This is a genomic window from Salinispora sp. CH2A1_6, assembly GCF_056820975.1.
The window spans coordinates 245,023-271,505 of the sequence record NZ_JBXEDG010000001.1; the positions used below are offsets into that span (position 1 = coordinate 245,023).

General features: G+C 67.2%; 25 protein-coding genes, 1 tRNA gene and 2 pseudogenes. 8 read left to right on the forward strand and 20 right to left on the reverse strand.

Annotated features, from left to right (window positions below; all coding sequences use genetic code 11):
- Positions 1-5: 5 nt before the first annotated feature.
- Positions 6-527, forward strand: a complete 522-nt coding sequence (locus AC1UKG_RS01145; RefSeq protein ID WP_482642901.1) for a nucleoside deaminase — start codon at positions 6-8, stop codon at positions 525-527.
- A gap of 52 nt (positions 528-579) precedes the next feature.
- Here AC1UKG_RS01145 and deoD read toward each other — a convergent pair whose 3' ends face one another.
- Positions 580-1,287, reverse strand: a complete 708-nt coding sequence (gene deoD / locus AC1UKG_RS01150; RefSeq protein ID WP_018745986.1) for a purine-nucleoside phosphorylase — start codon at positions 1,285-1,287, stop codon at positions 580-582.
- A 77-nt stretch (positions 1,288-1,364) separates the two neighbouring features.
- Between deoD and AC1UKG_RS01155 the strand changes: the two genes are divergently transcribed.
- Positions 1,365-1,454: transfer RNA gene (locus AC1UKG_RS01155), tRNA-Ser, on the forward strand.
- Between the two features lie 87 nt (positions 1,455-1,541).
- Here AC1UKG_RS01155 and AC1UKG_RS01160 read toward each other — a convergent pair.
- Positions 1,542-2,558, reverse strand: a complete 1,017-nt coding sequence (locus AC1UKG_RS01160; protein ID WP_018745981.1) for a methyltransferase — start codon at positions 2,556-2,558, stop codon at positions 1,542-1,544.
- 96 nt (positions 2,559-2,654) lie between these two features.
- Between AC1UKG_RS01160 and AC1UKG_RS01165 the strand changes: the two genes are divergently transcribed.
- Positions 2,655-3,035, forward strand: a complete 381-nt coding sequence (locus AC1UKG_RS01165; protein ID WP_018745980.1) for a YccF domain-containing protein — start codon at positions 2,655-2,657, stop codon at positions 3,033-3,035.
- Here the strand turns inward: AC1UKG_RS01165 and AC1UKG_RS01170 are convergent.
- The 10 genes and pseudogenes from AC1UKG_RS01170 to AC1UKG_RS01215 all read right to left on the reverse strand — a co-directional run bounded on the left by AC1UKG_RS01170 (position 3,019) and on the right by AC1UKG_RS01215 (position 13,468).
- Positions 3,019-3,654: a hypothetical protein gene (locus AC1UKG_RS01170; RefSeq protein WP_475889885.1), complete on the reverse strand. Its 636-nt coding sequence runs from the start codon at positions 3,652-3,654 to the stop codon at positions 3,019-3,021. The two genes, AC1UKG_RS01165 and AC1UKG_RS01170, sit on opposite strands and share 17 nt — an antisense overlap.
- A gap of 84 nt (positions 3,655-3,738) precedes the next feature.
- Complete coding sequence (locus AC1UKG_RS01175) at positions 3,739-3,975, reverse strand: hypothetical protein (protein WP_018745978.1); 237 nt, start codon at positions 3,973-3,975, stop codon at positions 3,739-3,741.
- A gap of 18 nt (positions 3,976-3,993) precedes the next feature.
- Positions 3,994-5,202 carry an MFS transporter gene (locus AC1UKG_RS01180; protein ID WP_482642902.1) on the reverse strand — a complete coding sequence of 403 codons (1,209 nt, stop codon included), beginning with the start codon at positions 5,200-5,202 and terminating at the stop codon, positions 3,994-3,996.
- Positions 5,203-5,251: 49 nt separating this feature from the next.
- Positions 5,252-6,178, reverse strand: a complete 927-nt coding sequence (locus AC1UKG_RS01185) for an aminoglycoside phosphotransferase family protein (protein WP_018745976.1) — start codon at positions 6,176-6,178, stop codon at positions 5,252-5,254.
- Between the two features lie 55 nt (positions 6,179-6,233).
- Entirely contained in the window at positions 6,234-7,535 is a 1,302-nt protein-coding gene (locus AC1UKG_RS01190; RefSeq protein WP_482642904.1) for a right-handed parallel beta-helix repeat-containing protein, read from the reverse strand.
- A gap of 287 nt (positions 7,536-7,822) precedes the next feature.
- Positions 7,823-8,426: pseudogene (locus tag AC1UKG_RS01195) on the reverse strand (class I SAM-dependent methyltransferase); the annotation flags it as partial.
- Positions 8,427-8,470: 44 nt separating this feature from the next.
- On the reverse strand, positions 8,471-8,821 hold the full coding sequence (locus tag AC1UKG_RS01200; protein ID WP_018745973.1) for a DoxX family protein: 351 nt from the start codon (positions 8,819-8,821) through the stop codon (positions 8,471-8,473).
- 90 nt (positions 8,822-8,911) lie between these two features.
- Positions 8,912-9,799 carry an RNA polymerase sigma-70 factor gene (locus AC1UKG_RS01205; RefSeq protein ID WP_026271805.1) on the reverse strand — a complete coding sequence of 296 codons (888 nt, stop codon included), beginning with the start codon at positions 9,797-9,799 and terminating at the stop codon, positions 8,912-8,914.
- Positions 9,800-10,061: 262 nt separating this feature from the next.
- Positions 10,062-11,819 carry an ABC transporter ATP-binding protein gene (locus AC1UKG_RS01210; RefSeq protein ID WP_018815639.1) on the reverse strand — a complete coding sequence of 586 codons (1,758 nt, stop codon included), beginning with the start codon at positions 11,817-11,819 and terminating at the stop codon, positions 10,062-10,064.
- Entirely contained in the window at positions 11,816-13,468 is a 1,653-nt protein-coding gene (locus tag AC1UKG_RS01215) for an ABC transporter ATP-binding protein (protein WP_018745970.1), read from the reverse strand. The genes AC1UKG_RS01210 and AC1UKG_RS01215 overlap by 4 nt, the downstream gene beginning before the upstream one ends.
- 643 nt (positions 13,469-14,111) lie before the next feature.
- On the opposite strand from AC1UKG_RS01215, the pseudogene AC1UKG_RS01220 reads away from it, so the two are divergent.
- From AC1UKG_RS01220 to AC1UKG_RS01240, 5 genes and pseudogenes are all read left to right on the forward strand, one after another.
- Positions 14,112-14,266 (forward strand): annotated as a pseudogene (locus AC1UKG_RS01220) (transposase); the annotation flags it as partial.
- A gap of 682 nt (positions 14,267-14,948) precedes the next feature.
- On the forward strand, positions 14,949-15,413 hold the full coding sequence (locus tag AC1UKG_RS01225) for a hypothetical protein (RefSeq protein ID WP_475889876.1): 465 nt from the start codon (positions 14,949-14,951) through the stop codon (positions 15,411-15,413).
- Between the two features lie 430 nt (positions 15,414-15,843).
- Positions 15,844-16,065 carry a hypothetical protein gene (locus AC1UKG_RS01230; RefSeq protein ID WP_482643175.1) on the forward strand — a complete coding sequence of 74 codons (222 nt, stop codon included), beginning with the start codon at positions 15,844-15,846 and terminating at the stop codon, positions 16,063-16,065.
- Positions 16,066-16,126: 61 nt separating this feature from the next.
- Positions 16,127-16,348: a transposase gene (locus tag AC1UKG_RS01235; protein WP_482643176.1), complete on the forward strand. Its 222-nt coding sequence runs from the start codon at positions 16,127-16,129 to the stop codon at positions 16,346-16,348.
- Positions 16,349-17,290: 942 nt separating this feature from the next.
- A complete protein-coding gene (locus AC1UKG_RS01240) occupies positions 17,291-20,146 on the forward strand; it encodes a M28 family peptidase (protein WP_482643173.1) in 2,856 nt (951 codons plus the stop codon).
- Positions 20,147-20,307: 161 nt separating this feature from the next.
- On the opposite strand, the gene AC1UKG_RS01245 is transcribed toward AC1UKG_RS01240, so the two are convergent.
- The 8 genes from AC1UKG_RS01245 to AC1UKG_RS01280 form a co-directional block, all read right to left on the reverse strand.
- Positions 20,308-21,507, reverse strand: a complete 1,200-nt coding sequence (locus tag AC1UKG_RS01245; RefSeq protein ID WP_482642128.1) for an IS110 family RNA-guided transposase — start codon at positions 21,505-21,507, stop codon at positions 20,308-20,310.
- A gap of 427 nt (positions 21,508-21,934) precedes the next feature.
- Positions 21,935-22,609, reverse strand: a complete 675-nt coding sequence (locus AC1UKG_RS01250; RefSeq protein WP_018746147.1) for a response regulator transcription factor — start codon at positions 22,607-22,609, stop codon at positions 21,935-21,937.
- Positions 22,610-23,053: 444 nt separating this feature from the next.
- Positions 23,054-23,275 carry a transposase gene (locus tag AC1UKG_RS01255; protein ID WP_482643177.1) on the reverse strand — a complete coding sequence of 74 codons (222 nt, stop codon included), beginning with the start codon at positions 23,273-23,275 and terminating at the stop codon, positions 23,054-23,056.
- A gap of 61 nt (positions 23,276-23,336) precedes the next feature.
- On the reverse strand, positions 23,337-23,558 hold the full coding sequence (locus tag AC1UKG_RS01260) for a hypothetical protein (RefSeq protein ID WP_482643175.1): 222 nt from the start codon (positions 23,556-23,558) through the stop codon (positions 23,337-23,339).
- A gap of 212 nt (positions 23,559-23,770) precedes the next feature.
- Entirely contained in the window at positions 23,771-24,202 is a 432-nt protein-coding gene (locus AC1UKG_RS01265) for a hypothetical protein (RefSeq protein ID WP_482642146.1), read from the reverse strand.
- A gap of 154 nt (positions 24,203-24,356) precedes the next feature.
- Positions 24,357-24,722, reverse strand: coding sequence for a hypothetical protein (locus AC1UKG_RS01270; protein ID WP_482642145.1), 366 nt, complete (start codon positions 24,720-24,722; stop codon positions 24,357-24,359).
- Positions 24,719-25,174 (reverse strand): hypothetical protein, encoded by a 456-nt coding sequence (locus tag AC1UKG_RS01275; RefSeq protein WP_018746157.1) that lies wholly within the window; start codon positions 25,172-25,174, stop codon positions 24,719-24,721. The genes AC1UKG_RS01270 and AC1UKG_RS01275 overlap by 4 nt, the downstream gene beginning before the upstream one ends.
- Positions 25,174-25,983 (reverse strand): class I SAM-dependent methyltransferase, encoded by an 810-nt coding sequence (locus AC1UKG_RS01280; RefSeq protein WP_482642144.1) that lies wholly within the window; start codon positions 25,981-25,983, stop codon positions 25,174-25,176. Before AC1UKG_RS01280 ends, AC1UKG_RS01275 begins: the two co-directional genes overlap by 1 nt.
- Between the last annotated feature and the right edge of the window lie 500 nt (positions 25,984-26,483).

A 26,483-nucleotide genomic window follows, 5' to 3' on the forward strand; every position in this document is an offset into this window, starting at 1 on the left:
TCGGCATGGTTGCGGGCCGGAGCGGCGTGGGCGGTGCCGACCGTCGGCGGCGCCACGAAGAGTGGATGCGCCGGGCGTTGGAGGTCGCGGTCGCCGGGGCGGTGACCACGGCCACCGCCCCTGACGACACTCCGATCCCCGCCGTGGATGACATTCCGGTCGGTGCGGTGCTACTCGGGCCGGACGGGGCCGAGTTGGCCACCGGCCGCAACGAGCGGGAGCTGACCGGGGACCCGACCGCGCACGCCGAGGTGCTGGCGCTACGCCGAGCAGCTGGCCGGCTCGGCCGCTGGCGGCTTGACGGGTGCACCCTGGTGGTAACCCTGGAGCCGTGCACGATGTGCGCCGGGGCGCTGGTGCTGGCCCGGGTTTCCACGGTGGTGTTCGGCGCGTGGGAGCCGAAGACCGGCGCGGCCGGCTCGCTCTGGGACGTGCTGCGCGACCGCCGACTGAACCACCGCCCCGAGGTCTACGGCGGTATCCTGGAAACGGAGACGGCGGCGGTCCTGCGCGCCTTCTTCCGGTAGGGTCGGCGTCCGGCTCGTCGCGGATCGCGGGCTCCGGGCGAGCGTGTGTCGATCAGGCGACGATGGTGTCCAGGGCGATCTCCACCATCTGGCTGAACGTCTGCTCCCGCTCCTGTGAGGTGGTCTTCTCCCCGGTGCGGATGTGGTCACTGACCGTCAGGATGGTCAGCGCGCGTGCCTTGAACCGGGCGGCGATGGTGTAGAGCGCGGCTGACTCCATCTCGACCGCCAGCACGCCGTAGTCGGCGAGCGAGTCGTAGAGGTCCGGCCGGTCGGTGTAGAAGGCGTCCGCCGCCAGAACCGGCCCGACCCGCATGGTGACGCCGCGCTGCTCGGCCACCTCCACCGAGGTACGCAGCAGCCCGAAGTCGGCGACTGGGGCGTAGTCGACCAGCCCGTCGAAGCGTACGCGGTTCATGTTCGAGTCGGTGGAGGAACCGATGGCGGCCACCACGTCGCGGAGCTGAAGGTCCTCGGTCAGGGCGCCGCAGGAGCCAACCCGGATCAGTGACCGGACACCGTACTCGTTGATCAGCTCATGCGCGTAGATCGAGGCGGACGGCATGCCCATGCCGGAGCCCTGGATCGACACGTCGACCCCGTTCCAACGGCCGGTGAAGCCGAACATCCCGCGGACGGTCGAGTAGCACTCCGCGCCCTCGAGGTAGGTCTCCGCGATCCACTTGGCCCGCAGCGGGTCACCTGGCATCAGGACCCGCTCGGCGATCTCTCCCGGCTTCGCGCCGATGTGCGTACTCATGGCAGGGATTCTGCCAGCCCACCCCTGGCGCCGTACCGGTTGGGCCTTCCGTCGGGGGGTCCTGTAGCCTACTCGGCGGTGGTGTGTCCGAGTGGCCTAAGGAGCACGCCTCGAAAGCGTGTGAGGGTTTACGCCCTCCGCGGGTTCAAATCCCGCCACCACCGCCACTGAACAGGCGAAACGCCCGGTCGGTCCGGTAGGACCAGCCGGGCGTTTCGTTATCTTGAGATCGCTGGGCTCGGTTGTGGTCTCAGTCAGGGCCGGCGAGCCACCACCGCGCCGTTCGCGCCGGGCGCGTCGAAGGCCACGACCCGGGCGTCCACGAAGCCGGCGTCGCCGAGCCAGGTGACGTATTCGGCGCCGGAGTAGTTCTTGCCGCCCTCGGTTTCGACGAGCATATTCATCCCCATCAGGGCGGCCTCCGGCGGGCCGGTGCGTTCGTCGTTGAGGAGCAGCTCGGAGATGATGATCGCGCCACCGGAGGGGAGCGCGGCGTGGCACCGGGCCAGCAGTGCCCGGTTGGTCGCTTCGTCCCAGTCGTGCAGGATCATGCTGAGCAGGATCACGTCGTGCCCGTCCGGCAGGGACGGGTCGGCGAGGAAGTCGCCGGGGACCGCGCCGATTCGACCGGTCAGGCCCGCTTCGGCGATCCGCTCCTCGGCCCGGGCGCAGACGTGCGGTAGGTCCAGGATCGTCGCCTGGAGCTGTGGCAGTCGCTGGCAGAGCTCGATTGGGAAGGCCCCGGCGCCGCCGCCGACGTCGAGCAGTCGGCGGTGGGTACCGAAGTCGTACGCGTCGGCCAGCGCCCGGGCGGTGAAGCGGGAGGTGGAGAACATGGCGTCCCAGAACTCCGCCAGCATTTTCGGGTCGGTGGTGTCGAACATGGACTCTTGCTGCTGCGGGTCCCAGGTCAGTGGGTGGTTGCCACGCAGTGCCTCGCCGATTCGGTGCCAGGGCAGGTAGGTGCGCAGGTCGGAGTAGCGGATCTGGGCGCCGAAGTAGTACGGCTGCCCCTCGACCAGGAACTGCTCGGCCAGCTCGGAGTTGCGGTAGCCGGCACCGGCTTTCTCCAGTAGCCCCAGGGAGGCGCTTGCGGCCAGTAACAGGTCGGCCGGGCGTTCGTCCATCCCGAACTCGGCGGCGGCCTCGGTAACGGTGATGGTCCGTCCGCCGGCCAGGCGGGTGAATAGTCCGAACTCGACACCAACGGCGAGGGTCTTGAAACCCCAGACGCCGGCTACGAGTTGCATCAGCGGAGTGGGAGTGATCATGAGTAGATAAGACCACGAAGTGGTTCATGGACCTGGGTCGGTGCCGAGGCGGTGCGCGCGGCTGGCGAGGTGGCGGACGTGCGTCACGCTGGGAGCATGATTCGATTCGTCCTGAACGTGCTGTGGCTCATCTTCGGCGGCGGACTCGTGCTGGCCTTCGGCTACTTCGTCGCCGCGTTGATCTGTTTCGTCCTCGTCATCACCATCCCGTTCGGGGTCGCCTCGCTGCGGCTGGCGTCATACTCGCTGTGGCCCTTCGGCCGCACCCTGGTCACCAAGCCGGGGGCTGGTGTCGCCTCCGGGCTGGCGAACGTGCTCTGGGTGCTGTTGGCCGGCTGGTGGTTGGCGCTGTCGCATCTGGTCGCCGGGGTGTCCCTCTGTGTCACGATCATCGGCATTCCGTTCGGCATCGCCAACGTCAAACTCGTACCGGCGGCATTCTGGCCACTCGGCCAGGAAGTCATCGAGGTCCGCTGAGCCGAAACCCGCCGGAATCGCTGAACCGAAGCCCGCCTGGCGCGGGGTGCTGGCTGGCCTCGGCTTCGCGCCGCTCCCACTCCTCGACCAACTCGTCCCAGTAGTCGGCTCCCAACCCCCGACGCCCGTGCGCCAGCCAGCCGGCGGTGTTCCGCTCCACGTGCAGGCCGAGCTCGGCGAAGAGATCAATCCACGGGCCCGGCTCCACCCCCACCTCGACCAGGGCGGCGTTGATTGGCCACTGCCCACGCGGCCCATCGAACACCGAGTCGAGGCGCGGCCCCCAGGACCGCTGACCCCCGAGCCACACCGCCGCTGCCTGGTGGCCGATGCCACCGGTGAACTCCGCCTCGAGGTAGGCCACCGGCCCGCGCCGCGACCAGTCGGCCAGGACTCCGGTCAGCGCGGTGGAGAGAACCAGCGTGAACGGGCGCTGCGGGGTGGGCTCCTCGACGGCGTAGTCCGGCGGCGTCCCGGTCAGCTCCTCGACCAGTTGCGAGGTCACCGGCAGTAGGGCGAAATCCTGACGTAGGTTGCCGAGGACCGCGTGATCCAGCCCGCGGGTCTCCCCGTGCAGCAACCCGACGTCCGCGATGATCGCGCTGAGCTGGTAACTCATGCGTCCACAGGCTGTGGATAAAACATGTGTACGAAGAGCCTCGTCAGCCTCGTCTCCGTTGGTTGCCCGCTCCGCTGCACGCCCTCAGTATCCCAGCTCGGGCGGGATGGCGACGAGTTCCACCTCGAAGCCGTCGATGTCCTCGAGGCAGGCGGCGTAGTGGTTGGGGCCCCCGGCGTAGGGGTGGCGGTCGGAGAGCAGGAGGCGCCAACCGTACTGGGTGGCCTCTTCGCAGAGCGTGTCGACGAGTTGGGTGCTTTCGACGTGAAAGGCAAGGTGATTGAGCGCCCGGCATCTACGCTCCCTTGCCGCGGCCGCCACCAACGGTGGGCTTGTGGGTCAGGGCCGGGACACGATCCACCAGGCGGTGGTTGCCAGGACCGCGACCAGGCCGCTGAAGGTGAAGGGTGCTTCGATCCCGATTGTCGCGGTGAGGATACCGCCGAGCAGCGCGCCCGCGGCGGCGGCGCTGAAGCTCAGGGTGCGACCGGCCGCAACCGTACGGCCGAGTAGTTCCCGTGGCACCAGCCGTTGCCGTAGCGACACGACCGTAACGTTGAGCACCGCGAACGATCCGCTCGTGACCACGATGACGAGGATCGCCGCCCACAACTGGGTGGTCACGGCGAGTGTCGCCGGGATGCCGGCGGTGATCGCGAGTGAGCAGGTGAGAATCAGGCGGTGCCGGCGGCCCGCGACGAGTCGGTCAACGATGAACGAGCCGAGCAGGCCACCGAGGGCGCCAGCGGCGAGCAGGATGCCGAAGCCGGTCGCGCCGATGCCGAGGGGGCCCTCCGCGTACAGGACCAGGATCGCAAACCAGGCGCTGTCGGCGGCGGCGACCGCGGCGGTGACCAACGCGAGTGTGCGCAGCACCCGCTGACCTGCCAGCCAGCGCAGACCCGCCATCACGCCCGGGCTGGCCTGCCTCGGCGCGTCGTGCGGTGGCCGGGCGGCGATGCTGATCGGCAGAGTCAGCAGGAGCATCACGGCCAGGGCGAGGGACGCCCCGTTCGCCGCGAAGGGCAGCGCGGCGCCGGCCACGAAGAGCGCGGCGCCGACCGGCGGGCCGACGAACTCGTTGCCGACGATCTCGCCGGCGACCAGTCTTCCGTTGGCGCGCTCGAGTAGCCGTTCGGGTACCAGGCCGGGAAGTGCCGTCTGCGCGGCCGTGTCGCGTACCGTCTCCCCGACCCCGAGCAGGAAGCTGGCCAGCAGGACCAGCGGCAGCGACGCCCAGCCCATCGCCACGGCCACCACCAGGACGCTCAGGACGACCACCCGGGCGATGTCCGCCTGGGCGAGCAGGGCGCGAGCGCCGCGGCGGTCGGCCAGCGACCCGGCGAGGAGGCCGGTCACCAGCCACGGCAGGGACTGGGCCGCGGTTACCGCGGCCACCGCGATCGGGTTGGCGGTCAGCGACGCGGCGAGTAGGGGGAAAGCTGCCAGTCGGATGCCGTCACCGACGTTGGCGAGGATCGAGGCGCTCCAGAACGTCCAGAAGGGCCGGCCCAACGGAACGGAACTGGTCACCATGACGGGCATCATTGCACTGTTAGCGCCTCCGTTGGGGGGCGCTGGATCGGCTCCGCCGTCCTCATCGTGGCGGTGAACTGCGCACCGCGGCGGTGAGGCGACGGAGGGCGGCGTGCGCGGGCGGACCCCAGGAGGGCTTGCCGCCGGGGCGGCCGTGGACGCCGTTGTCGCCGATGATGAGGCAACCGAGGGCGCGTGTCGCCGCCCAGCCGCGGGCGCGGCGCCGGGTGGCGGGGTCGGGGGCCGGCTCGTATGCCGCGTGGAAGTGGTCGATGCCCTCGGGCAGTAGCAGCCACCCGGCGGCGAGGTCATAGGCGGGATCACCGGTGCAGAGGTCGCCGAAGTCGATCACTCCGCAGAGGGTGCCGTCGGCGGTGAGAACGTTGGCCGGGTGCAGGTCGGCGTGGAGCCAGAGCGGTGGGCCGGTCCACGGCGGAGCGGCAACCGCGTCCTGCCAGATGGCGCGAAGCGCGTCCGGCTCGTCGATCAGCCCACGTTCGGTGGCGACGGCGAGCGCCTCGGCGAACTGCTCGGACTGGTCCACCAGCGGCCCGCCCCGGCCCCAGCCGGCAGGTGCCCCGCTGGGGGCGGGTTGGTGCAGCGCTGTCAGGAAGGTGGCCAGCGACCTGGCCGCGTCGAGGGGGCGCGTGACCGGGGCCTGGTCGGCGGGGGCGCCCGGAATCCAGGTGGTGATGAGCCACGACCGAGGAAACCGTTCGGAGGGTACGCCGAGTCGTTGTGGGACGGGAACCGGCAACGGTAGACGTGGGGCCAGGGTGGGTACATAGGCGTGTTCCTTGTGCAGCAGTGCGTCCGCGAACACCGTGGCCCACGGAAGCCGGACGGCCAGGTCGTCACCGAGCCGCCACAACTGGTTGTCCCACCCCCGCGCGCCGAGCCGGATCGGGCGTTCGGCGAGGTCGGGGTGCTGGTCGCGGACCAGCTCCCGGACCAGCTCCGCGGTGATCTCATGATCGACGGTGGTCATGCGGAGCAATGTATCCGCTGCCGGGCCCTCTCGCGGGCCCGGCAGTACTCGACTACTAACCGGCGCAGCCGGGAACCTCGACGCAGTTGTTCGGTCGATTCTTGACCACGACGGTGCCGGTGGCGGTGTTCAGGTTCACCGTGCCGCCCGCCTCGTTGTAGATGCCACCGCCATCCTCGCCGGCGATATTTTTGGTGACCTTGGTGGTGAAGAGGGTCACGGTTCCGATGTCTTCGTTGTAGATGCCACCGCCCTGGCTTCCGGCCTGGTTGCCGAAGACCTTCGTGTTTCGAAGTACCAGATCGGAGATGTTGTAGATACCGCCGCCTTCGACGCTGGCGTTGTTGTTCTTGATAACACTGTCGTCGACGACGACGGAGGCGCCGTCGTCCACCCCCAGGCCGCCGGCGATTGTGGTCAGGGACACATTGTCGGCGATGGTGACCGAACGGAGCGTTACCTCTGTGCGGAGGCCCGCGAGGATGCCGCCGACGACCATGGTGGAGCTATTGTTCAGAACGCTACTTTCCGTGACTGTGGCGGTGCCGCTTTCGACAAAAAGACCCCCGCTGGATTCCTGGGCGCGATTTTTGGAGATGCTGCTGTGTGCGATCAGAACAGTTCCCGTACTGGTGGCTCCGGCTCCCACCGGAGCGGTATTGGCGTGGATGCCGGACTTGCTGATATTGAGTAGGCCGGAATTCAGGATGCCTCCCCCAGTGGAGCCGGCGGTATTGCGGCTGACCTTGGAGGACTGGAGGTGGGTGGTGCCGTTGTTGGCGATGCCGCCACCCGCGTCGCTGGCGATGTTGCGGGTGATGGTGCTGTGTTTGGTGGTCAACGCCCCACCCGCGTCCACCAGGATGCCAGCGCCATCAGCACCAGCGCCGGTGGTCTGGCCGCCGGTGATCGTCAGCTGGTTGAGGGTGAGGTCACCGCCGGTGCCGACGTTGAGAATGCGGAACTGGTCGGCAGCGGCGGCACGTTCGATGGTGGTGCTCTTACTCCCGTTGAGGGTGATCGGGCTGGTGATGGCGGGCAGGCCAGCGCCGTCGATGTTCGCCGTCAGCAGGTAGGTGCAGTCCCGGGCCAGATCGAGCGCACCCCCACCGCGGGCGTTGGCCAGGGTGATCGCAGCGATCAGGGCATCCGCGTCGCAGGGGACCGGCACGCCCGGTGACTTCCCGCCTTTCTTTCCCGGGTCGCCCCTGCCGTGGTCGTTGGGTTTGCCGCCGTCGACTTCGCCGCGGTGTTCGTCGGTGGCGGGCCGGTCGGCGACAGTGGTGCGGGTGCGTCCGACCGCATCGGCGGCCGGGGTGGCGGTGACACCGACGGTGGTGAGGGCCAGGCCGGTCACTCCGGCAGCCCACCACCGAGACCTCGCCCGGCATCCACCAGATCGAGCCGGGTCGGGCTTGTGGGTGTGCTCCTGAAGGCTCATCGTGATCTCGGCGTCCTTCCCCGTCATGGACGAGAAGCCACCACACCCGGGGGCTGGCCGGGGTGACGCTCCTCGGCTACCAGGCCGGCGGTAGCAGCCACCTCTGAGTTAAACCCGGCGCGGACCCCATGAGGACATGAATGCGAAAAATATGTCCAAACTACCCAAAAGCGCCATGGTGTAGCGCGTCGCCGAGTGTCCCCGCGGGGCGGGTGGCGCCGGCTGGGGGCGCTACCGCCCCGGGGTAGCTCTTCGCAGGTCCGCTCCAGCGGGGCCAGCCAATGGCGCACCTGCCAGCCCTTACTCCAGGTCTTGTCGACAACGCGCACGTCGAAGTAGCTGCCACCGTGCCGAAGCCAGTCACCGGTGGGGTGCAGCCGGGACAGCACGAGCGCGCCGTCCGGCCGCAACACCCGCCGCAACTCCCGCAGCGTCGAGGTCCGGTCATCGACATACTCCAGCCCGAGCGCGAACAGGACCAGGTCCACCGAGGCGTCCGGCAGCCAGTGCAGCCGGTCAGCAAGATCGTGTACGTGGAAGACGCCGGCGGGGACGCGCTCTCGACACAGCTCGACCATGCGCGGACTCTGGTCCAGCCCGATCACCCGGGCACCCCGGGCGGCCAGTTCCTCGGCGTAGAGCCCGGGACCGCAGGCCACCCAGCACCGTGCTCCCCGCGACCGCACCGAGCAGCCGCAGGCAGGTTGGCCGGTCGTAGTGAGCGTTGTAGAGGCCCTCGCGTGCGTGCTCCAAGAACTCGTCGGCAAACGCGTCGTACTGCGGTCCCGGTCCCACGGCGTCGGTCATGTCGCCGGTTCTACGCGCAGCAGCGCCGGGCTGGCTATGGGGTTTCACCGCTCATAGGCGAGGTTGATGGTGAGCGCGGCGAGAGAGAGCGCGAAGAAGAGTGCCCAGGCGCCGAGCCGAAAGTTGCCGGCCCGCACGTGTACGCCCAGCGCACCGAGGAAGTACAGGACCAGACCGGCCGCCGCGAGGGTGCCCAGGACTGGCACGACGATCCCGGCCAGCAGGCCAAGCGCACCGGCGCCGAGGAGCACCCCCAGGGGCCGTACCCACGACCGGGGAACCCGGTTGCGGTCCGCCTCCATCCTCGGATACTCGTGCCCGATCAGGTTGGCGACGGCGGCCGAGCCGGTGAGGGTCGAGGCGAGCAGGGTCACGACAAGATGGATTGCGAACATCTTCGCCTCCGGTGCGGGACAGGGATGTTGGTCAGTCGTTCACGGACGAGACGGCGACCCGAGTTGTGACGTGGCCCCGAGTGAGCTGGGTCACCCGGTTGTCCCGGTCAGCTTCTGCGGGTTGCTGACCGCCTGGATGGTCTGGACCAGGCCCCCCGCCAGGTGCAGGGTCATCACGAGCACGGTCTCTCCGTCGCAGCGGACCACCACCCCGGGGCCGCCGTTGACGGGTAGCACCCCGACCGTCGAACCGACCGGCTGTTGCCGGGAGAGCACGACGATGGCGCGGGCCACGCGGTCCGAACCGTGAATCGGCTTGCGCGGCGCACCCGTGAAGCCGCCGCCGTCGCTGACCATCGTCACGTCTGGGGCCAGCACGCCGATCAGCGCGGTGATGTCACCACCGGAACAGGCGGCCAGGAAGCGCTCGGTCACCTGCTGCCGGGTCGCCGGGTCGCTGTCATAGCGGCGATGGCGGTTCTCCACCGCCTTTCGGGCCCGGTGCGCAAGCTGGCGTACCGCCGGCTCGCCGCGTCCCAGAAACCGCGCGATCTCGGCGTACGGGTATCCGAAGGCCTCCTTCAACACAAACACCGCACGTTCCAGCGGGGACAGCGCCTCCAGGACGAGTAGCAGTGCGGTGGAGACGGAATCGGCGAGGACCACGTCATCCGCGATGTCCGGTCGAGTGAGGACGGGCTCCGGCAGCCACGGACCGACGTACGCCTCCCGCCGTACCCGGGCGCTGCGTAGTTCGTCGATCGCCAGCCGGATGGTCACCCGAACCAGGAACGCCTCGGGGTCCACGACGGTGGCCGGATCGACCCGACTCCACCGCAGCCAGGTCTCCTGCACCACGTCCTCGGCCTCCTTGGTGCTGCCGAGCGTGCGGTACGCGACCGCGTACAACAGGCCACGGTGCTGCACGAAGGACGACTCGTGCGGCGCTCCTGCCACTTCCTCAGCCACCCGACCAATGGTCGGTTGTTGGCCCGAATCTCGCCAGCGCGGTCTCCTCGTTCGGAGGAGGGCCTCCTTCCTCCGAACGCCTCTACTCCTTTCACCCCACGCCCGGAAGACCGAGGCACCAGCCCCGGCGTACGGGAAGCAGAAGAGTCGGAGTGCGCCGGACTCGTCCGGCCGGGAATCGGCCGGATACAGCTCTGGGCGGTCTGTGGCGGCGCCGAGTGCATGGGTTCCGCTCCTACTGTCGAAGGGGTCAAAGGCGATGGGGCGCGCCTCAAGCGCCGTGCCAGGACTTCCACAGTGCGGCATAGCCTCCGCCGGCCGCCAACAGCTCCTGGTGGGTGCCGAGTTCGGTCACCTGGCCGTTTTCCATGACCACCACCCGGTCAGCGTCGTGGGCTGTCTGCAGGCGGTGGGCGATGGCGATGACGGTGCGTCCCGTGAGCACGGCCGCCAGCGCGCGCTCAGTGTGCCGGGCCCTGGTGGGATCGAGCAGCGATGTCGCCTCGTCCAGGATCAGCGTGTGCGGATCAGCTAAGACAACCCGAGCCAGAGCAAGTTGCTGGGCCTGCTGGGCGTTCAAGCGATGCCCCCCTGGGCCGAGCTCGGTATCCAGCCCGTCCGGCAGCTCGTCCACCCAGTCGATGTCAACGGCGGCCAGTACCGCGAGCAAACTCTGGTCAATCGCGTCGGGCGCGGCGATCAGGAGGTTGTCCCTGACGGTGCCGAGAAAGACGTGATGCTCCTGTGAGACGAGGACGACGTGCCGACGGAGCTGCGCCGGGGCGAGCTCGGTGACGGGCACCTGTCCCACGGTCACCCGTCCCGTGCGGGGGGGCTCCGCCCCGGCCAGCAGCCGGCCCAGGGTGGACTTTCCGGCTCCGGATGGGCCGACGACCGCCAGCCGCTCGCCCGGGCGGACGGTGAGGTCGACACCGTGCAGGACATCCCGCTCGCCTTGGTAGGCGTACCGGACATCGACCACGTCGATCCGGTCGTCTTCGGGCTGCCCGCCGCCGGTCACGGCCCGGGCATCCACCTGACCGATGCCCTCGACACGGGCAAAGGAGGCGTTGCTGCGCTGGAGTTGGTCGAGCCAGAGCAGAACTTTATCCAGCGGTTCGGACAGCTTCCAGAAGTAGAGAGCGCAGGCGACCACCGACCCGGTGGTGACCGCGCCGGTGTCCCGCAGGGCGGTCCCGAGCAGCAGGATGCCGGCGACCGGGGCGATGTACGAGAACTCGACTATAGGAAAGAGCACCGTGCGCAGGTTGAGGGTGTGGGTACGGGTGGCCCGGCAGTGCTCGACCGCCTCAGCGGTGGCGGTGATCCGGCGTTCCTGGAGGCCCAGTGCCTCGACGGTGCGGGCCCCCGCCGCGGTGGAGGTGAGGATCTCGACAAGCGCGGAGTGGGCGGCGCCCTCGGCGAGGTAGCCCGCGTGGGCACGACGAAGGTACCAGCGGGTGGCAAACCAGATTCCGGCGAGGCAGAGCACCCCGCAGATGCCAAGGAACGGGTTGACCGCGAGCATGGCGACAAGGATCAGGAAGACCTGGACGAGCGCCACGGAGACCTCCGGCCCAGCGTCGCGCAGAGTGGTGCCGACTGCGGCGACATCGGCTGTGCCGCGTGTCAGCAGGTCGCCAGCTCCCGCGCGTTCGACTACCGCGGCCGGCAGGGCAAGAGAGCGATCGACGAACCGCTCGCGAACCCGCGCAAGGGTTCGCTCGCCGAAGCGGTGGGTAGCGTAGCGGGCGAAGCGGCCGAGGATCAGCTGCGCGACCGCGAAGCAGAGGATCCCGAGGGCGAGCCGGTCCACGTGCCCGACCGCGGCACCACCCCGGACGTCGTCGATGATTCGGCCGACCAGCCAGGGACCGCCCAGGCCAGCGGCCGCGGCCAGTCCGCTGAGGGTCAGCATCATGGCGAACGCACGGCCGTCCTGTCCAATCAGGCGTACGACAGCTCTGCGGACCTCGGCGGGACCAGCGATCGGGAGATGCCCAAGGACGGTCTCGTTCTGAACGGTCATCGGAAAGCCTCCTCGGCGGGCGTGGAATCGGTGACGGATTCGTGGATCCCGCGGGCCACCAGGGCGCGGTAGCCGGGTGCCGAGGCGAGCAACTCCCGGTGTGGGCCAGCCGCCACCAGACGGCCGTTGACGAGGTAGCAGACGGTGTCGGCTTGTTCAAGCAGGACGGGAGAGGTCGACGTGACGATGGTGGTGCGCCCAGCCCGCGCCCGGCCCAGTCCGGCGGCCATGGCAGCCTCGGTGTGGGCGTCCACAGCGGAGGTGGGCTCAACCAGCAGGAGTACCTCCGGGTCCGCCAGCAGGGCACGGACCAGCCGCAGCCGTTGGCGTTGGCCGCCGGAGAGATTGCTGCCCTGTGCCTGGATCGGGGTGTCGAGACCGTCGGGCAGGGCCCGCACGATGTCCTCCGCCGCGGCGTCCTGGAGGGCCTGTGCCACGGACCGACCGGTGTGCTCGGACCGGCCCCCGACCACAGTACGAAGCGTGCCGGAGAAGAAGTCGGCGTCATTGTCCGCCACCATGATCCGGCTGCGGATCTCGGCCAGGGCAATCTCGGCGAGCGGCACGCCGCCCCAGGTGGCTGCGGATGCGCTATACCGGCCGAGCCGGTCGACCATGGCCGCGGACTCGGCCGGGCGGACGCTCACGATCGCGGTCAGCCGACCTGGGGACAGCTCCACGCCGGTGTCGACGTCGTGCAGGGTTGCCGGTGCGGCAGGGGCCGGCCGGAGCTTCGTGACATCCTCGACTGAGGGCTTCAGGCCGAGTACCCGGACCACCCGTCGGGCGGCCACCAGGCCCCTGGTGAGGTCGTATCCACCCTCGATGAAGTAGGAAACCGGTACCACCAGCACGGCCACATAGCCGTAGACAGCGACCAGTGTGCCGATGGTGATGGTGCCCTCGGCGGCCATCCGGGCGGCCAGCCAGGTCACCAGCGCGAGGAACAGGGCGGGCAGGCCGACCGAGAGCGACTGTATCCAGCTGGTCACGGCACCGACCCGGTAACCCTCGGCCTGCAGGGCCTTCGATCCACGTAGGTAACGGCCGGCCAGCATCTCCTTGCCGCCGATGCCGTTGAGCACGCGGATGCCGCCGACGATGTCCCCGAGCTGGGCGGTCAGCGCACCCTGCTGCCCACGGTACTTGTTCTCCGCGCCCTGCAGGCGCCCCAGCAACGGCCCCACCACCGCCACAAGCAACGGCACCCCCAGCAGGACCACCACTGCGAGCGGGACAGAAACCGACAGCAGCACCGCAGCCGCCACCAGGTACGCAACAACCGAGCCGACGCCGGGGCCAGTGATCGTCAGCGTCTGGCTCATCTGCGCGACATCGCCCGCCCCGATATTGGCGACCTCGCCGACCGACACCTTCCTGGGCAGTTCCGCCCCCAGTCGAGTGGAGTGCACGACCACGACCTCGATGGTCCGGAAGGTCGCGTCCATCCGGACCCGGGTCATGATGCGGTGGCGCATGATGCCCAGCCACGCGTTGAGCAGCGCGACGCCGACGAGTGCGCCCACCCATGCGACCAGAACTCCGGTTTCCCCCGGCTGGAGCCCGTCGTCGATCGCGCGCTGCATGAGGTACGGCGGCAGCATCAGGCAGACCATCCAGAGAGTGCCGATGACCGCGCCGCCCGCCACCCGCCGACGCTGACTAATGGTCAGCCACCATAGGTAATGCGCGGCACTCCGGTGGTCCGGAGTTTCCGGGCCGGAATACGAATCCGTCATGAGCGACACCCTGACCCTCTTTCCTGGTCCATACCAAGATCTTGCCACCTGCCGGCCTCGGGTGGCTATGGTCACCCACGAACTAAGGAGGCGTTATCATGAAGTGTTATCATGAGGAAGCGGCTTCGTGGAAGCTGCGCAGGCTTCTGGAAACTGACCTCGACCCAATTGGGAACAGACGGCGTGTGGGGGAGGGGGAAGCACTTCCCCCACATTCTGCTGCCCCCTCAAAAAAGCCGCCCCAGGCTATGCAGCGAAACCTCGGCTAGGAACTCTCGAAGCCCTGGGAGATATTAATCAGACCGGCCTCGAACGAGGCCGCGAGAACAGCCGGGAGATTCCCTTCGAGGTGGTCACGGCTGGCACCCACACCAATGAGAAGACCTTCCCGGTAGTCACTGCCAGGTGAAGGTTCGGTCCCGACCTCTGGGTGGACAGGCGCCACTCGATCCCGGTGCGCAGGGCGGACGTGGGTGCTGGCTCGGCATCCACCTCGCCGGGGAAAATGTGGTACGGAACCGCATCAGGGGTTGTCGGCGTTACCTGGGCGAAGGCCGTCGATCAGCTCGCTGAAGCGGCAGGTGAAGCGTTCCGTCAGCCTCCCGACCACGCGATCATCACCAGCGTCCCCGGCTGTCGGATGTGACCGGCGCCCGCGTCCTGGCCGAGATCGGCGACGATCGCAGCAGGTTCGCCGATGCCCGCGCGTCGCCCGGCGCTCTCCGAGCGTCGACACCACGGCCCGGTAAAGTGCAGCGGTCGTGCTCGAGCCGTCCCCGGCTGGTCCGTCGGCGGTGTCCGTCACGAGGCAGTTGACCAAGAGAATCATACCTGTGTATATGAAAATGTATTCTCGTTGCTGCGACATTCGTCCGCGGCGAGAGTGGTGACTGGTGCATGAAGTCGCCGATCGGGGTGAAGGCCGCACCCTCGCGCACCGCCGGCTTCGCCCGCACCTGGGGAGCGGCGGGCTTGGCCAGCAAGAGCGCCCTCGGTGCGGGATCCACCCGTTCAACAAGGTGGCATGGCCAGTTCGGACCTCAAGGGGCGGCCGGCCGTCCCCCTCCAAATCAGTAGCGGCGAGGAGTTGGCACACTGTAGAGACGCCCCGAAAAGTTACCCTCTACCCGTATTGATCAATGAGAGCTGTAGTGGTGTTACCGCCAGTGTTATGCCAGTTGGACTATAGGTGGCAAAGATGCTAGTTGCATTAGCCCCGGCTGGGTGCTGGTTGCCCCCAGGGGGAAGGCTGGCTCTGCTTTCGGAGTGCGTTCGAGAGCGGGGATGGATATCGCGACTTGAGATGTGGGCTGATTGTGTGGAACTATGTCGGCACTAGCTACGACGGGGGCGGGCGGGTAGATTCGCCCCCCAATTGGGGGAAGTTCGCGTGAAGAGTGTGACCAGATCACCGGGTCGTATGCTGTTGGCGGCTAGTTCGGCTTTCGCTGTCGCTCTGGGTTTCCCGGGCGCTGCCCAAGCCGATGTCGTTGCCCAGCAAAATCAAAATGACGTCAGCGTCCAGTCGCAGGATGTGTGGGTGGAGTACTGGGAAGGCGCCAACCTGATCGGCATCGGTAAATTCAATTCGGATCCGGTCGGCGAGGTTACGGGGGATTCGATCCAGGCGTGCGACTACTTCCCTGACGGCTGGGGGGTGGAGGTTCGAATGGACGTCAATCCTACCGAAACCTGGGAGACTGATCGGGCTTCTACGACCTATGGTAAACCTGCTCCCTACTGCACTCCGTGGAATTTCGAAGACTTGGCGGAGGGGACTCCGGTCTCGGTGAAGGTCTGTAAGGTTAAAGGTGTCGAGGAGGATTGCAAGGATCCTGTCCTTGGTGCGGCGTAGAAGGCCCATGGAAGGTATTCCCTTCATTTGATAGCGCCTGCTGCGGTGACCTTCGCTACCGGGGTCGCCGCAGTATCGGCGTGCATCGTTTAGATTAGGGAAGAGTTCTTTCCAGCCCTTTGCCGCGCAGGAACCGCACCCATGGCAACACGGTGAGCAGCGTCTCTCGAGTCGATTCGGAGTCCTGACGTGCCAGCAGTCGAGCGGTCCGGTCGACCGCCTCACCTAGTGCCTCGTCTTTGAGCGTTGGTCGGGTAATGCGTCGGTTCTGAGGATGGATCAGGCAAGCTGTCTCCCAGTGTTCGTGTGGGAGGTGGTGGCCGGTGGGTAGAAGGCCGGAAGTGTTCGTCCGGCAGGTGTCGATGGCCGAGGGCCACCGGCGCCGGACATCGCTGACCTGCTCAGGGCCAGTGAGGACTACGTCCGTGAGGTGATCCACGGGTTCGACGAACGGGGGTTGCCCGCGCTGAGCCCACAATGTGGCGGGGGCGCACCGAAACGGATCGATGAGCAGACCCGCGATTGGATCTGCGTCATCGTCACCGGCTACGTCACCACGATCAGTGTCGAGACCGTGCGCCGTGTCCTGCACGAACGTGGTGTGTCATGGCAGGCCACCACGACCCGCTGGGCGGGCGTGTGCTGTGCGTAGACGAGTTCGGGCCGCTGAAGCTGCAACCCCGCCCCGGCCGGGCCTGGCGACCCCCGGGCTGGTGTTCCTACCGACGTACGCGTCCTGGCTGAACTGGACCGAAGCCGAGTTCGCCGCCGTGCGCTACTTCGCCCTGGGCGGCATCGACCACCGCACCCACACCGAGCAGGACACCGCGATCGGCGCCTACATCCGCTGGCGCAACCAACACGCGAAGCCGAAAACCTCATTCGCCACCGGCTCCAAAATCCGCCACTCCGACTACCTGTTCAAGGCCGCATGACGAGGCACTAGCCGCTCATCGTCCACACACTTACTCCTAAATCTTGTCCACTCTCAATCCCGTCTTGCAGGGTCGTGCAGCAAACCGGGATTGGGCCGCTGCACACTCCACCCAGGATCAATTCCTTAGGATGAGTGATTACGGTTCACAAAGTAATGCTGATGGTCAGGTCGGGAGTAGGGGCGCGTGGTTGCGGCGTCGCAGGAAATCCCTCGTTGTCCGCCCGTTGTCACCGCACCACCGCATACTGACAGTAAGTGAAGCGATCCATCAACCTGATCGATTTCGCAGTTCCATGCAGGATGGTGTGGCCAGTTGGTGATCATGGTGTTGCGAAGACAACCGTGATCGAGAGCAGGACCGCACCCGCTGATGTCATCAGCACTGACCGAGATCGTGCCGCCGCAGCGCACCCGGACGTGCCGGGCCCGAGTGCGGTCACCGGTGGTGATCGCCTGAGCCCTGTTCATGGCGTTGGAAGCGGTGCAGGATCCGCGGTATCCGCTGGTTAGCATCCCGGCGGCGGTGTGCGCGGTGACTGCCGGAGCGTGAACCTTCGCCGCGGTCACGGACTGGGTGCGTTTTTCGGACCGCACGGTGTGGCAGCGACTCGGTTCACCGGCCGGGTGCCCGCCGCGACGACGGTGCGGCGACTGTTGATCCGTATCGTGCCGAGGTGTTGTCGCAGCTCCTGGCCTGTCGGTTACGGGGGCGGGCGAATCCGGGGGTCTATGCAGGAGTGGATCCAGGAAGCAGTTAAGAATCCAGCCATCTGGCTCCGCCCCCAGAGATATCGTCGTTACTCATTCGTTATCAGGGCTTCCGGTGCCCTTAAGCTCCCCCGGACCAGACTCTGTTCGATCCAGAAAAAGAACGGAATTTTGGAGGGCGAAAACACCCGTGAAGCATGCAAAGAAACGCAAAAACACGCGAAGAAAGACCCTGATCGCTGGCGTTATCGTGACGGTGCAGGCTGCTGCGGCAATCACTGCCCTCGGGTACACGTCTGCTAGCGAGCCGCCGGAGCTGGACGCGATCGAACGCCTGGCGGTCAGCACTGCCGCCGCCGATCAACATGTCTCCGGTACCTCCACCGGGTTTGTGAAAGGTGAGGACGAGAAGTACAGCCGTCAGCAGGCGACCCCAGCCTCTCGCGGCCTGACGTACGTCACCTATTCCCGGGCCTACAAGGGCCTGCCGGTATTCGTCGGGGGCGAGGCCGTGGTGGTGACCGACAGCAAAGGCACCGTCCGGAGCAGCACCGCTGGCTCCGGGCCGCTGCAGGTCTCCACGTCGGCAAAGGTGAGCGCCAAGAAGGCCGAGGCGGTGGCGTTGGGCAAGCACCCGGGCACCGTACGGGGCGAGCCGAAGCTGGGTGTGATCGCCGAAGGTGATGGCCAGCTCGTCTGGGAGGTCGTCGTGAGCGGCGACGGCGAGCACGGGCCGAGTGTGGCCCACGCATTCGTGGATGGGCAGACCGGCGCCTACGTTGGCTCCTGGGACGAGGTCGCGGGAGGAACGGGCAACGGACACTACAGCGGGCAGGTTCACCTCGACACCACCGGCAGCACCGGTCGGTTCGAACTGCGTGATCCGACCCGTGGCAATATGCGAACGCTGAACGACGCCGCGTCCGGCAGTCCTTTCACTGACGCCGACGACGTGTGGGGCAACGGTGTCGGCTCTGACCTGGTCACCGGGGCGGTCGACACGCAGTACGCGGGCGCGGCAGTGTGGGACATGCTCGAGGAGAAGTTCTCCCGCAATGGCATCGACGCCGCGGGAAGGACCGCGACCATGTTCGTCGGCCTTCCTGCTGCCAACGCCTACTACGCCTGTGCCGGTACCGGCGATGCCAGTCGCGACCAGACCAAGTACGGCCGCACCAGCGACCGTGCCCGACAGGTCAACTCAGTAGACGTGGTCGCGCACGAGCTGGGCCACGGCATCTTCTGCCACACGCCCGGCGGTAGCCGTGGCATCACGAACGAGACCGGCGGGCTCAACGAGGGTACGGGTGACATCTTCGGCGCGCTCGCCGAGCACTTCGTTGCCAACCCGAACGACCCAGCCGACTACCTGGTCGGTGAGGAAGTCAAGCTCAACGGGCGTGGCCCAATTCGCACAATGTACGATCCGTCCAAGAACGGCCACCCGAACTGTTGGTCGACCGCCATTCCACAAACTCAGGTGCACGCGGCGGCTGGACCGCTCAACCACTGGTTCTACCTTGCGGCAGAGGGCTCCAAGCCCTCGGGCAAGCCGGCCAGCCCCACCTGCAACGGCACTGATGTTACTGGCATCGGGCTGTGGCAGGCCGGTGAGATCTACTACCACGCGCTGCTGCGCAAGACCTCGGGCTGGACGTACACGCAGGCACGGAAGGCGACCCTGGACGCCACTCGAGAGCTGTACCCGAACAGCTGCACCGAGTTTGACGCGATCACAGCAGCGTGGAACGCGGTGAGCGTCCCGGCGCAGGGTGACCCCACCTGCACCATCGGCACGCCTACACCGACGGCCTCGCCGTCTACGCCCGTCCCCTCATCTTCGCCGACATCGCCGCCTACCGGAGAACCGGCGGAAGTGCCGGACATTGATGGCGCCAAGGTCGAGGCACACCTCGAAGAGTTCAGCCGAATCGCCGCGGCGAATGGCGGTAGTCGGGCACACGGCACCGCGGGGTACCGGGCTTCGCTCGACTACGTGAAGGGCGAACTAGACGCCGCGGGCTACGACACCCGGATCCAGCAGTTCCTGATCAACGGCAAAACCGGGTTCAACCTGATCGCCGACCTACCCGACCGAGGAGACCAAGACGAGGTGGTCATGCTCGGCGCGCACCTGGACAGCGTCGACAATGGGCCGGGCATCAACGACAACGGCAGCGGCTCTGCCGGCATCCTCGAGGTCGCGCTAACCTATGCCGCCAGCGGTGCGAAGGGTGACAAGGCGATTCGCTTCGGCTGGTGGGGGGCAGAGGAGGACGGCCTGGTCGGGTCCATAGAGTACGTGAGGTCGTTGTCAGCCGCCGAAAAAAAGTCGATCAAAGCATATTTGAACTTCGACATGATTGGTTCACCGAATCCGGGGTACTTTGTCTACAACGACGACGCCAAGGGTGACTTCATCACCGAGGTGCTCGAGGAGGGCTTTGCTGCCGAGAATGTCCCGTCGGAGGGCGTCAGCCTTCGCGGCCGCTCGGATCATGCCCCCTTTATGGCGGCGGGCATCCCCAGTGGCGGCACCGCCACGCTGAGCCTCGCGCCGGTAATGAGCCAAGCCCAGGCCGCGAAGTGGAACGGCAAGGCCGGGCAGCCGTTTGACCCCTGCTACCACAAAAACTGTGACACAGTGGAGAATATCAGCACCGTTGCCCTGGATAGGCACACAGATGTGGCTGCGTACGCCGCGTGGAAGTTGGCCGGCGTGCAAGCGGCTGGCGAATCAGGGGGCTCCACGGAGGCCGCCAACAATACCCACTTCCCCATCCGGGACCGGTCGGTTATCGAGTCCCCCATTACGGTGCAGAGCGATGAACCTGCACGCGCCGTTCGTGAGGTGAAAGTCGACATTGAGCACTCCTACCGCGGCAACCTGGAGATCCATCTGCTGGCACCTGACGGCACCGAATACCTCATTAAGCGTCCGAGTCGTTCCGACCGGGCGGATGATGTCAAGCTGACAAAGTCGATCGACCCGTCGGCGGAGATAACCGATGGAACCTGGAGGCTACGGGTACGCGACCTGCACAATGGCGGCACTGGCGCCCTTCGTTCCTGGAGCCTGATTTTCTAGGTCCGGATAGAGAAGGTTGGCTCGATGGGGGCGGTTCCGGACGGAACCGCCCCCATCATTAACAGCCCCTGTGCGGGGTTGTTCTAGACGTGGACCAGCCAGTGGATAGGGGGCCGCTATGTTGATCGAGGTTGGCCGGGGGGGTGTCCCTATGGGTTTGGTCAAGCCGGGATGGGGCTTGTTGGCCGTGGTTGGTAGGGGATCTTGTCGCGGAGCATGGCGAACAGGACGTCGCAGCGGCGTCGGGCGAGGCAGATGAGGGCGGCGTTGTGGCGTTTGCCTTCGGCGCGTTTGCGGTCGTAGTAGGCGCGGCTGACGGGGTCGGTGAGGGCTGCGAACGCGGCGAGGAAGAATGCTCGTTTGAGGTGTTTGTTGCCGCGTCGGGGTGGGTGTTCGCCGCGGATGCTGCTGCCGGAGCGTCGGGTGACGGGGGCGAGGCCGGCGTAGGCGGCGAGGTGCCCGGGGGTGGCGAAGGCGGTGCCGTCGCCGACTTCGAGCAGGATCCGGGCGGCGGTCCTGACACCGATGCCGGGCATCGAGGTCAGGACCGGGGCAAGAGGGTGCGCATCAAGCATCCCTTCGACCTGTGTGGCGACCTGGTCGCGCTGGCGTAGGACGTCGCGGAGGCTGTCGGCGAGACGAGGCAGGATCGTCTCCGCGGCCTGGGTGCCGGGAACGGTGACGCTCTGTTCGTCGAGGGCGGTCATGATCTGGGCGACGAGCCGTTGGCCCATGCGGGGCGCGTGGGCGACGGCGATGGACAGCAGTTTGCGGCGGCCGGCCTTGCGCAGACCGGCCGGTCCACCGCAGCGCGACAGCAGTTCCAATACGGCCTTGTGGTGCACTTTCGGGCCGAGGACCCGTTCCAGCGCAGGGTGAATCTGTGTCAGCAGACCCCGGATCCGGTTGGACACGCGAGTGGCCTCGCCAGCGAGGTCGTCGTCGAAGCCGACCAGGACTTCCAACTCGGCGAGGGCCTCGTCGCCGGTGTCGACCCGCCGCAGGGTGTGGGGCAGAGTGCGGGCGGCGTCGGCGATGACGTAGGCGTCGCGGGCGTCGGTCTTCGCGCTACCGGGGTGTAGGTCAGCGATACGTCGCATGGCCAGGCCGGGCAGGTAGGCCACCTGATGGCCGCACGCCCGGGCGACCGCGACCGGCAGGGCGCCGATCGAGGCGGGCTGGTCAACCACGACCAGCACCTGACCGTGGCGGGCCAGCTTGTCGAACAGCTGCCGCAGCCGGGCCTCGGTGTTCGGCAACGCCGCGTCATGCAGCCGTCTGCCGTCCGGGGCCAACCCGACCGCGTGATGATCACCCTTACCGACGTCCAAGCCCAGGTAGACGCCGTATCCGTCGTTCACCGCACCCGCCTCCACGTATCGGATCGTGGCCTCGGCCGCAGTCAGGGCGTCGGACTGCCGGCAGCCACGTTACGAAGAGACCTACCCCAACACGGGTGGCCGTGTCCCTATCAGCGGTCCACCGACGCCACCCGACCCGGCGACAACACCCCCCGGATCATCCAAACGACAGGGGCAGAAAGTCATACCGGGCCGGGCAACCGAGGGTCCCCGGCTGGGGACGATCAACAAGGTAACGGGGGGGGGGTATATCTCCATCTCCAGCCGCGATGAGGCAGCCTTGACTGTCGCCCACTCCCACGGGTAGTCCTGCTCCCAGAGCAGTCGGGATGGTTCGGTTTTGACTACAGCCAGTGCGATGACGAGCGAGTAGGTCGCGACACCGTGACCGGTGAGGGCGCGCGGGCCCCGCACGGTGGGCGGTAACTCAACCGGCGTCCCCCGGTGCGCCGAGGCGGATTCCCACTCCACGCACCGTGTGTAGATAGCGTGGCCTCGACGCACTTTCGCCGAGCTTGCGACGGAGCCATGTGACGTGCACGTCGACGGTTTCGAGTGAGCGGCCCTCCGAGCGCCAGACGTGGTCGAAGAGTTGGCGCCGGGTGACCACCTTCCCTGCCCGTTGCGCGAGGTACGTGAGCAGGTCGAACTCGAGGCGGGAGAGCTGCAGACGTACCCCGTCGAGCGATGCGATCCGCGCCTCAGCGTCGAGGTGAAGACCGCCGATCGTCAGTACGGTTGCAGCTTGCCCGGCTCCACGGCGTAGCACCGCTGCGATCCGCGCCTCCAACTGCTCGACGGAGTACGGCTTGACCACGTAGTCGTCGGCACCTGCGCGCAGCAGGCGGATGATCTCGCTCTCGGTATCGCAAGCAGTTGCGACGACAACCGGCACCGCGGAATCGGCCCGGATGAGGCTCAGTACCGTCGCACCATCAAGGTCTGGCAGGTGGAGGTCCAAGATCACGACATCGGACTGCCTGCTCGCCAGTTCCCGAAGCCCGTCAAGAGCGGTCCCACACGGTCGCACGACGTGGCCTGTTGCCGAAAGTGAGTCGTCGATCGCCTCTCGGATATGCCGATCGTCCTCGATTACCAGCACGTGAGCCACTAATGTAACATCCATCGCTACGAAAGATTATGATTAAAGGCTTGTTTTGAAGTGTGTCGTGACATCGACTTCGATAGTCGATCATCACTTGGCAAAGCAACGTAATGATAGCTCAAGGGGTGGGGTCGGCCAAGCGTCCAGCGTAGCAGGGTCGGGAGTGGACTCGTCCGGGTATGATGCGTGAGCCTTAGGCTTCAATCACTACGTAGACCGGCTCCTGAGAATGCCGGCAGCGCGCACGGTAACCACACCATCGCGATGGGATTAGGGCGTGTGGCGCCCGAGGATCCGCGGTGGAAGGGTATCCCATTTGCCGCTGAGCAGGGGTGGGGTGTGCGGCTTAACCGGGTGTCTGGGTCCACCTCAGCTCCTCGGGAGGATGGCTGTGGTGGCTCCTACGAGGATGTCTCCTGGGTCCGAGCGGCTAGTGCCTCGTCATGCGGCCTTGAACGGGTAGTCGGAGTGGCGGATTTTGGAGCCGGTGGCGAATGAGGTTTTCGGCTTCGCGTGTTGGTTGCGCCAGCGGATGTAGGCGCCGATCGCGGTGTCCTGCTCGGTGTGGGTGCGGTGGTCGATGCCGCCCAGGGCGAAGTAGCGCACGGCGGCGAACTCGGCTTCGGTCCAGTTCAGCCAGGACGCGTACGTCGGTAGGAACACCAGCCCGGGGGTCGCCAGGCCCGGCCGGGGCGGGGTTGCAGCTTCAGCGGCCCGAACTCGTCTACGCACAGCACACGCCCGCCCAGCGGGTCGTGGTGGCCTGCCATGACACACCACGTTCGTGCAGGACACGGCGCACGGTCTCGACACTGATCGTGGTGACGTAGCCGGTGACGATGACGCAGATCCAATCGCGGGTCTGCTCATCGATCCGTTTCGGTGCGCCCCCGCCACATTGTGGGCTCAGCGCGGGCAACCCCCGTTCGTCGAACCCGTGGATCACCTCACGGACGTAGTCCTCACTGGCCCTGAGCAGGTCAGCGATGTCCGGCGCCGGTGGCCCTCGGCCATCGACACCTGCCGGACGAACACTTCCGGCCTTCTACCCACCGGCCACTACCTCCCACACGAACACTGGGAGACAGCTTGCCTGATCCATCCTCAGAACCGACGCATTACCCGACCAACGCTCAAAGACGAGGCACTAGCCCGTGGTCAGTTCGGGACTGCGGCGGCAAACTCCGCGGGGGCCGCAGCGTTGAGGCTGGCGACCGCCCACCGGTCGCCCTCCACAACTATGGCTCCGAGCTCGGTCATCGACTCCACCCATCCGGATTGGGCGGCACCCGGGGCGAATACGGCAACTGTCACCTCATCCCCGCCCATCGTGCAGGTGCCCATCTCCCAGGTGCCCCACTCAGCCGCAAACTTTTGTCCGTCTCTGCATCCGGCGGACCACATGAGCGCTACCACACCAAACACTGTGGTCTGTGCTGCCGGGGTCGGCTCCTGAGGACCCCAGGTAACGGGGTCCGGAGTCCGGTTGGCGCCCTGGGCGGTGGCTAGGATTAGCCAACTGAGCGCCAGACCGACAAGGACACCAATCAAGGATGCAGCTAGGTCCCGGCGCACCCTCGCTCCCCTCATCGGTGGGCTACCGCCACAGCAGTGATCACGATCGGTGTGCGTTCACCACCGCACCGTACGCCCGGCCGTCAAACCAGGCCGTCGTGACACGCGCTGACCGGGCCCGCAGCCCGGCTCACGGCTGCCGCAGTATCCGCCGGAGGGGTCAAGCTGGTCACGCTGCCCAGACGATCTCCTCGGGGGCCCTGTACCCCTCGGATACGGTCACTCGACCGGGGTTGATCCACATGTATGTCCGCATCGGCAAGTCCCACATGCTCACCAGCAGCCCGGACCGCCACGCGGCTTCGGCGAGCAATGGGTGCAGTCTGTAGTCGCAGTCAATCGTGAGGGCGGAGCCCTGCTGAGGCGCCTCCCTACCGAGGCGCTGATCGATCAGCTCGGCAAGAGCGGCGGCGAACCGGTGGGCCTGGTCGGGGGTGAAGCGTCGCCGCAGCATCGCCCTGCCGTTGGTCAGTTTGTTGGCCCACCAACGGGCGGCAGCACTGGCCTCGGGACTCGGGGCAACAGAAAGTGTCATGGCCTGACTCGGGAACGCCGCAGCCAGCCGAGACTGTCGAAAACGCCGTCCGGCTCGTATGGTCGCCAGCGTGCCTGTGCGGGCGGCACCACCCAGCCGACCGTCAGCCCATCAGGGGCGAGCCCTGGCGGCGCCGGCACCCAGGCATCCGGTCCACGATGCAGCCGCCCACCGTCCCGGGCGACCTGGTCAGGGTCCAGAAAGCCCGGGGCGAACAAGAACATCCACCGCATCCGGTCCCCAGGGCCCAGCAGCATTGACCACCACGGCGGGCGGATGGTGGCGGTAGGTACGCGGGTGAGCAGCCGGTGGTGGATTATCGCCCCGATCGGCGAGGCGATCTCCAACGCATCGAACCGTAGCGCCTGCAACGCAACCCCCCACGGGCGCGGTTGTGCTGGCCAGCCGTGGGCGGTGTACTCGGTGATAGCACGAGCCACCCTGGCGGTCATCATGCGCCTGCCTGCGGAACCCGGCTGACCGCCAGCAGGTTAGCGCTGGCGTGGATCAGCTCGGGACAGTGGTCGCCCATCCGGGCGCCCAGTAGCGCGGCGTCAAACATGCCGCCTCCCATGTCATCCAGGTCGTACCTGTCGGCTGCGACCGCCAGCCACCCACCCGGCCCGCCGACTCCATGTACGGAGAGCACCTGCAGCCCTGCCCCGGTCAGCTCATCGCGCAACTCGTCGATGGTGTGGTAGTACGTTGTTGCTGGCCATCGGTCGTTCCTGGAGCTCCATCCCTGGAGCTGGATGTCCTCCACGATAGCCCGACGTTGGACCAGTTGCCCGGCGATGGCCGCGCCGAACAGGTTGGCGTGCCGTCCCAGTGCCACCACCGCCACCAGGCCGCCGGGACGGGTCACCCGCACCGCTTCGGCCAACGCCACCCGCCGCTCCCGCGACTCCGTCAGGTGGTACAAGGGCCCCGCCAGAAGTACGGCGTCGAACGAATTGTCATCCCAGGGCAGGCTTCGAGCATCCCCGACAACCCCCACCACCCCGGCCCTGCGGGCTTGCTCGACGTGATGGGTTACTGGGTCGAGCAGCTCGACCGCGTGCCCCCGCTCTCGCATCCACGCTGCGTGCGCACCCGGCCCGCCCCCGATGTCGGCGATTCGACAGGGTGCCGATGGCAGGTAGCGGTCCAGCAGCTCACGCAACCGGGCTGCCTCCAGCCGACCCCGGATAGTCGCCCCTAGGCGACCGGCTTCGTCATAGCTGTGCACGTAATGATCAATCAGGTCCTGACCTTCACCCATCGCATCCTCCAAGGTTGACGAAAAGTTGCCGCTTCCGGACCGCTTTACAGTTCGGTCCGTCCAACTCGTAGCCCTCCACCCACGCCCACCCGGGGTAGGTCGGCCGATTGAGTACCCGGATCACCCGGACCGTGATCGGGCGAACGAACTGCGGAGAGGAACGTCGATCCAGGGTCAGAGTCGCCCCCGCACTCAGCCCGGTGGTAGCGGACCGGGCAATCACCTCAACTGCCCGATCACCACAGCGGCAACAACGATCACCAACACCACCGCTGTAATGAGCTTCTCCCTAGCCGTCGGTGGTTCGGGGGGTTCAGGCGCTGGCATCGGATTCCCATCGGGCCGAGGCCGATTCCACCGCCGGCCCCGCGTGCGTTGCGGGCGCCCAGTTGCCCTGCCCGACCGTGGCGAGGTAGTCGTATGCGGTCTCGGTGGGCGGGCACGGCCATTCGCATCCGCACACGGGGCACCGGTCTACCCGGGGCCAGTGCCCGGTGATG